Raw genomic sequence first — 9157 nt, forward strand, 5'->3', positions numbered from 1 at the left:
CCCCCCACCGGCTCGCAGCGCCCGCCGGCTCTCTGGAGGCGGGAACTTCCGTCTTTCTTCCCATCAAAGTCTTTAACAGAGCTATTTTATGTGGCTTTATGAGGATTGTCAAGGAAAAAGCGGAAAATTTTTTAACGCCATCCAAGCCTCTCCCTGCTTCCCCCGCTTCTGACAAAAACGGGCAGGCGGTTGCCTGCCCGTTTTTCATTTTGCGTGATGCCGCCGCCCGAGGATGCTCAGTCCTTCGTCAATACGCCGGAGAGATCCACCGGCTTGCCGTCGTGCCACAGCCGCTCCAGAGAGGAGAACTCCCGGGCCTCCTCGGAAAACACGTGGACCCAGATGCAGGAAAACACGTGGACACAGATGCAGCCGTAGTCCAGCAGCACCCAAGTTCCGTCCCGGTAGCCTTCCCGGCGGAGGGGGTCTTCCCCGGCCTGTTCCTTCAATGCCTTTTCCACCGCGCCGCACAGCGCGTTGATCTGCGTGTTGGACGTGCCGGTGGCGATGACAAAGTAATCCGCCAGGGTGGTCAGGTCTGTGATCTCGATGGCGGAGATCTCCTTGCCCTTCTTCTCATCCAGCGCCTTTGCCGCGAGAATTGCCATTTCTTTCGGTGTCATAGACTAATTCCTTTCCGTTTCATTATTCCGTGGGAGCCGGCTCGATAATGGAAATATCCGGCTCCGAGGGGACTGCGGGGGGTGTGGTTTCCCCGGCTCCGGTTTCGCCGCCGGTCTGGCCCCCGCTCTCGCTGCCAGTCTGGCCGCCGGTCTGGGCATTGCCCTCATTGCCGGTCTGGCCGCTGGTCTCGCCGCCGGTCTGGGCACCGCCCTCATTGCCGGTCTGGCTTCCGGTCTCACCGCCGGTCTGGGTGCTGCCCCCATTGCCGGTCTGGCTTCCGGTCTCGTCGCCGGTTTCCGGCGGCGTAGTGGTGTTTCCGTTAGGATCAGTCACCGGCTGCTCCTCATTGGGGTTAGGTGTGGTCGTCGTGGCAGAACTGCCGGAGTTCTTCACCGGTGGCTTAGCCGCCTTGGAATCCTCCACATGACCTGTGGTAGAACCGATGGAACCATCGGAGTTGACATACATGATGTCCAGATCACTGAGAGTAAATACCTCTTTAAAGGGGCTGAGCTCATTGTTCACCAGTTCCAGCAGCTCATCCGCCACCGGCACCACATAAGAGAGGTTCTGGTGATAATACCGGCTCCAAGCGGACACACCCTTATAGGGCATGGTGACAAAGTTCACATTCTCCACTTTCAGTCCGCCGAAGATCGCCTTCTGCGCAAACCACAAAATATTCTGGAAGGAGAGGTCCGTAGTGACGTTCTCCTCGAATACCTTGGCAAACTGATTGATCTTGGTCATGTTCTGGATCTGGAGCATCTGCTCGATCACAGCCTTCAAGAATGCCTGCTGGGTCTCGATGCGGCCAATGTCTCCGTTATTGTATCCGTTTTTTCCGTCCCGGAACCGAACAACGCCCATGGCCTGCTCACCGTTGAGCTTCTGGTAGCCCTTTTTGATATGGATGGAGAGATCCTGATAGGGGTCCTCGTAGTCCATGTCCCGGGGTACGTCGAAATAAACGCCGCCCATGGCGTCCACGATCTCGCCCACGGCTTCCCATTCTACGACCACCTGATAATCCGGCTCGAAGCCCACCAGCTGAGAGATCTCCTGGTACAAGGCCTTGATTCCCTTGTCACCACCGCCGTTCATGTTGTAAACGGAGTTGATCTTCTTCACGTCCCAGTCCACGTTGACCATGGTATCCCGGGGGATGGACATGACAGTGGCCTTCTGATTGGTCACATCGTAAGAGGCCAGAAGCATGGTATCCGTATTACCGCCGCCGCCGGTGTCCCGGCCCAGGATCAGGACCGTATAAAAATCTTCGCTTTTCCGCTCACCGCCGCTGCGGGGACGCACGCCGTCTCCGTAGTCCAGCTTCTCTTCCTCCGTGTCCGGCTTTTTGGCATCCAGATCCGGTTTGACAAACAGGCTCTGACATGCTACCACCGCAGCCAGCACCAATGCCAGCAGCACGGCCACTACAATCAAGATCTTCTGCTGCCGCGTCAGACGGCTGGGTTTTTTGGGTTTCTTCTCCCGGGGCTTTTGTGATCTCCCGCCCGCCACATGCTTTCCAGTCTCTCTATTCACGTTTTTTTCTATCCTTTCAGTGCGTCCCGCGCCTCTATCGTCGCGTGATGCACGGGGTTACCCATCTCGGTCATTTCCTCGATGGACATCTCCAGGCCCATCAGCAGACCCGCGTTTAAATCTTCATAACACATTTTCCGCAGTTTGTCTACCCCCGGAAAATCCCGGGAGGGTTCAATATAGTCCGCGAGATAGATAATTTTTTCCAGCAGTGTCATATTTGCATGTCCGGTGGTGTGCCACCAGATTGCGCTGTAAATTTCGTCATCCACCCCGAACACATCCCGGGCAATGGCAGCGCCGGTCTTGGCATGAAGCAGCTTGAGCGCCTTCTGCTCCAGCTCATCCAGCTGGATGCCGTACTGCTGGCAAAGGGTGAGCTGCTCGTCCATATCCAGCTTCTTGGTACAGTCGTGGAGCAGTGCCGCCACCCGTGCCTTTTCCACATCCGCGCCGTACCGCTCCGCCAGACGGATAGCCTCCTGCTCGGTACCCAGCACATGGGGGATGCGCTTGTACTTCAAATAGCTCAGCGCCACCGGCCGCAGCTGGTTCAGCGGCAGATGCTTGAGATCCGCGTGGGTCCCGTAAAGCCCGTGGCGCAGGATGTAGCCATACACCGCCGGCGGCAGAAGCGTACCGCCTTTACCTTCTCCCAAGGCCTGCCTCAGCTCCGTGGAGGAGACATCGATCACACCGGGGATGGTGAGGGTAAAGATCCGGGCATTGGGATAGGTCCGATACAGATAATCCCGCTGAACCGCGAACAGCTCCTCGGTATCTGCCTCCGTCCGTCCGAAGGCAGCTACCCCCGCCAGTTCGAAAATCCGCGCCGGATCATGCCAGGTCTGGATCGTGAGGAACATGTCCGTTCCCATCAGCAGCCACAGTTCATCGTTGGGATACTGTTGCCGCAGCAGCTCCAGGGTCTCGGACGTATAGCTCCGTCCTCCCCGCAGGATCTCCAGATCCAGCGTCTCCATCCGGTCCCCCAGGCCGGTCTGCTCCGCCGCCAGGCGGGTCATCTCCAAGCGCTGCTCCGGGGTGGGCGTTCCTGCCGGCAGAGGCTTGTGAGGCGGCATCCCCGCCGGGATGAACAGCAATTTATCCAGTTTTAACAGTTCCGATACCGCCCGGGCCGCCGTCACATGGCCCAGGTGAGGCGGATTGAACGTTCCGCCGTATACACCGATCTTCATCTTAACCCTTCTTGTTTCCTGTGGGATTTTTGGTGCGGGCGGGCTTGGTGCTCATCAGCTGGATGCGCTTTTCCTTGGGCTTGGAGTGGCTCTCCCGGTAGAGCACGAACTTCGTGCCGATGACCTGCACCACCTCGCTGCGGGTAGCCGCAGCCAGCTCCTCCGCCGCCCGGCGAGCGTCGTATTCCAGGTTGTTGTCCAGCACCCGGCCCTTGATGAGTTCCCGGGCCTCCAGGGCGTCGTCGGCCTGCTTGATGAGGTTTTCCCCGATGCCATCCTTGCCCACGTGCAAAATCGTGTCGATGCTGTTGGCCAGGCTCCGCAGCTGGGAGCGCTGTTTGCTTGTCAGTTCCATGTAAGTCTCCTTATGATTTCGTCTCTCCGGCTCCGCCGGAGGAAAGTTCTCCATAATATTGGCGCACCCTTTCCATGGCGTTCTCATCCACCCACTCTTCGGTAAAGCCGCAGAAGAGGCAGATGTATCGCTCCAGTTTTGCGCTGTGGAAGCCCACGGGAAAGGAATTGTATCGTCCCGGCGGCACGACGGCGATGTCCGTTGCGCCGCACTTGGGGCAGCGGCTGGCCTTTTTCATCTCGTCCGCACCTCCCGTATTCTTATACGACGGTTATTTGCCCAGATAAGTTGCAAGTTTTTCCGAAAAAGCCTTCAGGGCCTTTCCCCGGTGGGAGATGGCGCTCTTCTCCTCCGCCGTCAGCTGGCCGAAGGTCTTGGCTTTTTCCGGCACGAAAAAGACCGGGTCGTACCCGAAGCCGCCCTCCCCCATGGGGGCAAAGGCGATGGTGCCGTCACAGCGGCCCTCCGCCGTCAGCTCATCTCCGTTGGGGAATGCGCAGGCAATGGCACAGGCAAAATGGGCCGCCCGGGTGGTCTGCCCCCGCATATTCTGCAGCAGCAGGGTATAGCGGCCCTTGTCATCCAGGCCCTCGCCGCCATAGCGGGCGGAGTAGACGCCCGGGCCGCCGTTGAGCGCATCCACGCAGAGGCCGGAATCGTCGGCGATGGCGGGCAAATTGGCCGCGGTGCAGATGGCCTTGGCCTTGAGCATGGCATTTTCGGCGAAAGTGGTGCCCGTCTCCTCCACGTCCACGGTGATGCCCACATCGGCAGGGCTGACCACCTCCACGCCGTACTGGCTCAGGATCGCGGCCATCTCCCGGAGTTTTCCGGGGTTATGGGTTGCAAGAACGAATTTCATACGGCTTCCTCCTTTTGCTCCGTCTTGTGATACAGGGTTCAAACAGGCCCGCAGCGGCCGGACAGCCCGGCGATGATGCCGTGCGGGCCCCGGTGATCATTCGCCCAGGACCTTTTTCTGAATAGTCAGCAGCTGCTGATTGCCCTTGGCGCACAGCCGCACCAGCTCCTGCTGCTCTTCCAGCGTAAACGCCCGGCCCTCGCCGGTGCCCTGGAGCTCGATGATCTCCCCCAGTTCGTTCATCACGCAGTTGAGATCCACCTGTGCCCGGCTGTCCTCGCTGTACTGGAGATCCAGCAGCGCCGTGTCGTCCACGATGCCCGCGGACACGCCGGTGACAAAGTGCCGGATGGGGTTGGAGGCCAGGACACCGTCGTCCACCAGTTTGCGGCAGGCAAGGCTCAGCGCGATAAAGCCGCCGGTAACGGAGGCGGTGCGGGTGCCGCCGTCTCCCTGGAGCACATCGCAGTCAATGGTGATCGTGTGCTCCCCCAGCTTTTCCATGTCCACGGCAGCCCGGAGGGATCGGCCCACCAGGCGCTGGATCTCAGCACTGCGGGGGCTGAGCTTGAGCTTGGCTACGTCCCGCTTGCTGCGCTCCCGGTTGGCCCGGGGCAGCATGGAGTACTCCGCCGTCACCCAGCCGGTACCCTCCGCCACATGGGGCGGGGTACGGTCCTCTACGCTGGCGCAGCAGAGCACCTTGGTATCGCCGCACTCGATGAGGCAGCTGCCCTCGGCAAACTTCACAAAATCCGTGGTGATCTTGACGGGGCGCAGCTCGTCGTACGCCCGTCCATCCTGTCTAACCATAGCAAAATCCTTCTTTTTCACAAATTCCGCAGGGCAGAGGCAATGGCGCTCCGTCCCCGGTCGTAGTCGTGTTTGCGCACATAAACGGTATAGGTATACCCGCTTCCCGCCGGAAACCCGAAACTGCCGGTGCGGGCCCACTCCAGCCCCCGGACCGCTCCCCGGATCTTCACTGTGGAAGAAATTCCGGCAACAGACAAAGCCTGCCGCGCAGCGCTGAGCTTTTCAAGAGTGGGGAGCGTGATCAGCTCCCGGGTCTGAAACAGCGGCATAACCGCTCCTTTTCAAAGAACAGTCAGATGACCGCCTCTACATACTCCTTGGCGTCAAAGGGCTTCAGATCGTCCAGTCCCTCGCCCATGCCCACCAGCTTGACGGGAATCCCCAGCTCCTTGGCGATAGCCACCACGATACCGCCCTTGGCGGTGCCGTCCAGCTTGGTGAGAATGATGCCGGTGAGGCCGGCGGCCTCCTGGAACTGCTTGGCCTGGATGAGGCCGTTCTGGCCAGTGGTGGCGTCCAGCACCAGTAGCGTCTCCCGGGCTGCGCCGGGGCACTCCCGGTCGATGATCCGGGAGAGCTTGGTCAGCTCCGCCATCAGGTTCGCCTTGTTGTGGAGCCGCCCGGCGGTGTCGCACAGCACCACGTCCACGTTCCGGGCCTTGGCTGCCTGGAGGGCGTCAAAGAGCACGGCGCCGGGGTCTGCTCCCTCGTGCTGGCGGACCAGCTCGCACCCGGCCCGCTCTGCCCAGATCTCCAGCTGATCGGCAGCAGCAGCCCGGAAGGTGTCCGCCGCGCACAGCAGCACACGCTTGCCCTCACCTTTGAGCTGGTGGGCCAGCTTTCCGATGGAGGTGGTTTTGCCCACGCCGTTGACGCCGATGAAAAGTACCACGCTGGGTGTGGTGGAGAGATTCAGGGACGTGTCCCCCACAGAGATCATCTCCGCCAGGATCTCCCGAAGCGCGGCCTTTACCTCTTCCTGGTCCCGGAGCTTCTCCTTCCGGACCCGCTGGCGCAGCTGCTCCACTGCCTCCAGGGCGGTGTTCATGCCCAAATCCGCCAGAATCAGCGTCTCTTCCAGCTCCTCGAAAAAGGCCTCGTCCGCCTCGGTGAAGCCGGAAAACAGATTGGTGGTGATTTTTTTCAGTTTGTCAAAAAAGCCCATAGCACTCGTCCTTTTGGTTTATTTTTTCTCGCTCCAGGGGATTTTCGCCCCGCAGTGACGGCAATGCTCTCCGGGATACCGGCCTAACCAGGCGCCGCAATCCGGACAGCGAAGCAGCCTAAAATTCAGCACTGCTCCCACAATCATCACCGCAAAGCCCAGTCCCACTGCCTGTATCCAGTCCATTTTTACACCCAAAAGAGCTACTGCGATTCCGCCGAACAGCGCACCGGCCACCAGCAGAGATTTCTCCAGCAGACTCACAGCCGAATTCCCTCCTCATTCGATCTTCAGTTCCTTGGCCATGTCGTTGAGGTTGATAGTCAGGATCTTGCTCACGCCCCGCTCCTGCATGGTGACGCCGTAGAGGACGTCCGCCTCCTCCATGGTTCCCCGCCGGTGGGTGATGACGATGAACTGGGTGTTCCCCGCCAGCTGGCGCATGTAGCGGGCGTACCGGGTGACGTTGACATCGTCCAGGGCCGCCTCGATCTCGTCCATGACGCAAAACGGCGTGGGGTGTACCTTCAAGATGGAGAAGTACAGTGCAATGGCCACAAAGGCCTTCTCACCTCCGGAGAGCAGTGAAATGGTCTTAAGGGTCTTTCCCGGGGGCTGGGCCTTGATCTCGATGCCGCAGCCCAGGATGTCGTCCTCATCCTCCAGCTCCAGCGTGGCCTGGCCGCCGCCGAAAAGCTCCGTAAAGGTGGTCTGGAAACTCTCTGAAAGGAGCTTGAACTGCTGGGCAAAGATCTTGGTCATCTGGTCGGTGATGTCCCCGATGATGCGCTCCAGCTCGCCCTTGGCTTTCTCCACGTCGTCCCGCTGCCCGGTGAGATAGGTATACCGCCCGTTCACCCGGTCAAACTCCTCAATGGCGCCGATATTGATGGTACCCAGAGCACCAATGTCCCGCTTGAGTTCCCCGATACGGCGGGTGGCCTTGGAGACGCTCTCCAGCTCAATCCGCTGTGCCTGGGCGTCGGAGTGACTGAGTTCATAGTGCTCCCACAGCCGGTCCAGGATCTGCTTTTCCTCCATGGCACTGGTGGCAATCTTCTGCTCCAGCCGGGAAACCGACCGCTCCAGATTCAAAAGCTCCTCGTTGCACTCCTGGCTGCGCTTATTCTGGGCGGTGCGCTCCGCCTCCAGCGCCATCTTCTCACCGTTCAACGTCTCCAGCCGCTCCCGCAGGGCCTGCCGCTGGGTGTCCAGCGTCTCCAGCGCAGCCTTCCGCTCTTCGATCTCGGCGGCGGCCTGGTCAATATTGCTCTGATAACTCTCCAGGGTCTTTTCCTTCTGCGTCCGGTCCCCGGACAGCTCCGCGCAAAGCCTGCGAAGGTCCGCTCCCCGGGCTGCGGTGGCTTCCCGTTCGGCGGTGAGCGCCGCCAGCTCAGATTTTCGGGTGCTGATTTCTTCTGTGAGTTCCCCCGATTTTGCCAGCAATTCCGACTGTCCCGAGAGTAGTTCCTCTGCCTGGACCCGAAGCCCGGCGGCTTTCTCCTCCTGCTCCTTCAGTGCCGCCTCCGTCTCAGCGGTGCGGACAGTATTATCCCGCAGACGCGCATCCAGACTCTCCAGCTCTCCTGCCAGATTCTCCTGATTGTCCCGCAGGGACTGGAGCAGCAGCGTCAGATGGTTCTTCGTGCCTTCCAGCCGCACCACCGTATCCTCCGCCTGACGGCGCTGAACCTCCGCCGTTTCCAGTTCATACTGGGACGCAGCAAGTTCCCGGTTGGCGGACTCCTCCGCCGCCTTGGCCGTTTCCAGCTCCCGGCGCATGGTCTCCGCCCGGCCCCGGAGCCGTTCCAGTTCCGCCGCCCGGCTGAGCACGCCGGCACTGCGGCTGGGGGAGAGCCGCCCCGGTTGATGACCTGTCCGTCCAGCGTCACGATGCGGAAGGCGTTGCGGTACCGCCGTGCCAGGGCAATGCCGCAGTCCAGGTCCTCCACCACCACGGTGCGGCCCAGCAGGTTATAAAAGATATTTTGATATTTGGGATCGAAGCGCACCAACCGGGAGGCAAGACCCACAAAGCCCTCCGCCTGTTCCACGCCCCGCTCCCGCATCTCCTCGCCCCGGATGGCGGTGAGCGGCAGGAAGGTGGCTCGGCCGCCGGAGCGCTGTTTCAAAAAGCCAATGGCGGCCTTGGCATCCTCTTCCCGGTCCACAACAATATTCTGAAGGCCGCCCCCCAGGGCGATCTCAATGGCCAGGGAGTACTTCTGCTCCGTCCGCACCAGTTCGGCCACCGGGCCGTGAATTCCCCGCAGGCCGCCCTTTGCCTGGCAGACCAGCTTCACCGCCTTGGAAAAGCCCTCGTACTCCCGCTCCATCTCTGTGAGCAGGCGGATGCGGTTATCCAGTGCCCCGGTATCCATGGTGAGCTTCATCCGCTGCTCCGATGCGGCAGCAGCTTTCTTCTTCCGCTCCTCCAGCCGCAGGCTGTGGCCGGCAATGATATTTCCCATGGCCTCCGCCTGGTCCCGGGCCTCCTCCAGGGCGCTGCGGTTCTCCTTTGCCTCCTGCTCCGCCTGAGCAATCTGGTCCCCTGCGCCGGAACGATCCTCCTCCAGGCGGGACTTGCG

At 60.7% G+C, this 9157-nt stretch carries 11 protein-coding genes and 1 pseudogene; all 12 read right to left on the minus strand.

Going from position 1 to position 9157, the window contains the following annotated elements:
- Window positions 1–236: 236 nt before the first annotated feature.
- On the minus strand, window positions 237–623 hold the full coding sequence (gene rsfS, locus QZL67_RS11550) for a ribosome silencing factor (protein ID WP_022290873.1): 387 nt from the start codon (window positions 621–623) through the stop codon (window positions 237–239).
- Between the two features lie 22 nt (window positions 624–645).
- Window positions 646–2172, minus strand: a complete 1527-nt coding sequence (locus tag QZL67_RS11555; protein WP_022290874.1) for an LCP family protein — start codon at window positions 2170–2172, stop codon at window positions 646–648.
- A gap of 8 nt (window positions 2173–2180) precedes the next feature.
- Window positions 2181–3371: a nicotinate (nicotinamide) nucleotide adenylyltransferase gene (gene nadD, locus QZL67_RS11560; RefSeq protein WP_022290875.1), complete on the minus strand. Its 1191-nt coding sequence runs from the start codon at window positions 3369–3371 to the stop codon at window positions 2181–2183.
- A gap of 1 nt (window position 3372) precedes the next feature.
- Complete coding sequence (gene yhbY / locus QZL67_RS11565) at window positions 3373–3726, minus strand: ribosome assembly RNA-binding protein YhbY (protein ID WP_022290876.1); 354 nt, start codon at window positions 3724–3726, stop codon at window positions 3373–3375.
- 10 nt (window positions 3727–3736) lie between these two features.
- Complete coding sequence (locus tag QZL67_RS11570; protein WP_022290877.1) at window positions 3737–3964, minus strand: hypothetical protein; 228 nt, start codon at window positions 3962–3964, stop codon at window positions 3737–3739.
- A 33-nt stretch (window positions 3965–3997) separates the two neighbouring features.
- A complete protein-coding gene (locus QZL67_RS11575) occupies window positions 3998–4588 on the minus strand; it encodes an XTP/dITP diphosphatase (RefSeq protein WP_022290878.1) in 591 nt (196 codons plus the stop codon).
- A gap of 96 nt (window positions 4589–4684) precedes the next feature.
- Window positions 4685–5401 carry a ribonuclease PH gene (gene rph / locus QZL67_RS11580; protein ID WP_022290879.1) on the minus strand — a complete coding sequence of 239 codons (717 nt, stop codon included), beginning with the start codon at window positions 5399–5401 and terminating at the stop codon, window positions 4685–4687.
- A 17-nt stretch (window positions 5402–5418) separates the two neighbouring features.
- On the minus strand, window positions 5419–5673 hold the full coding sequence (locus QZL67_RS11585) for a hypothetical protein (protein ID WP_022290880.1): 255 nt from the start codon (window positions 5671–5673) through the stop codon (window positions 5419–5421).
- Between the two features lie 23 nt (window positions 5674–5696).
- Window positions 5697–6569: a signal recognition particle-docking protein FtsY gene (ftsY, locus tag QZL67_RS11590; RefSeq protein WP_022290881.1), complete on the minus strand. Its 873-nt coding sequence runs from the start codon at window positions 6567–6569 to the stop codon at window positions 5697–5699.
- A gap of 18 nt (window positions 6570–6587) precedes the next feature.
- Window positions 6588–6833: a hypothetical protein gene (locus tag QZL67_RS11595; RefSeq protein ID WP_022290882.1), complete on the minus strand. Its 246-nt coding sequence runs from the start codon at window positions 6831–6833 to the stop codon at window positions 6588–6590.
- A 15-nt stretch (window positions 6834–6848) separates the two neighbouring features.
- Window positions 6849–7727 (minus strand): hypothetical protein, encoded by an 879-nt coding sequence (locus QZL67_RS11695; protein WP_373887787.1) that lies wholly within the window; start codon window positions 7725–7727, stop codon window positions 6849–6851.
- Window positions 7728–8200: 473 nt separating this feature from the next.
- A pseudogene (locus QZL67_RS11605) lies at window positions 8201–9157 on the minus strand (hypothetical protein); the annotation flags it as partial.

The organism is Oscillibacter sp. CAG:155, assembly GCA_000436875.1.
Lineage (GTDB): Bacteria > Bacillota > Clostridia > Oscillospirales > Oscillospiraceae > Oscillibacter.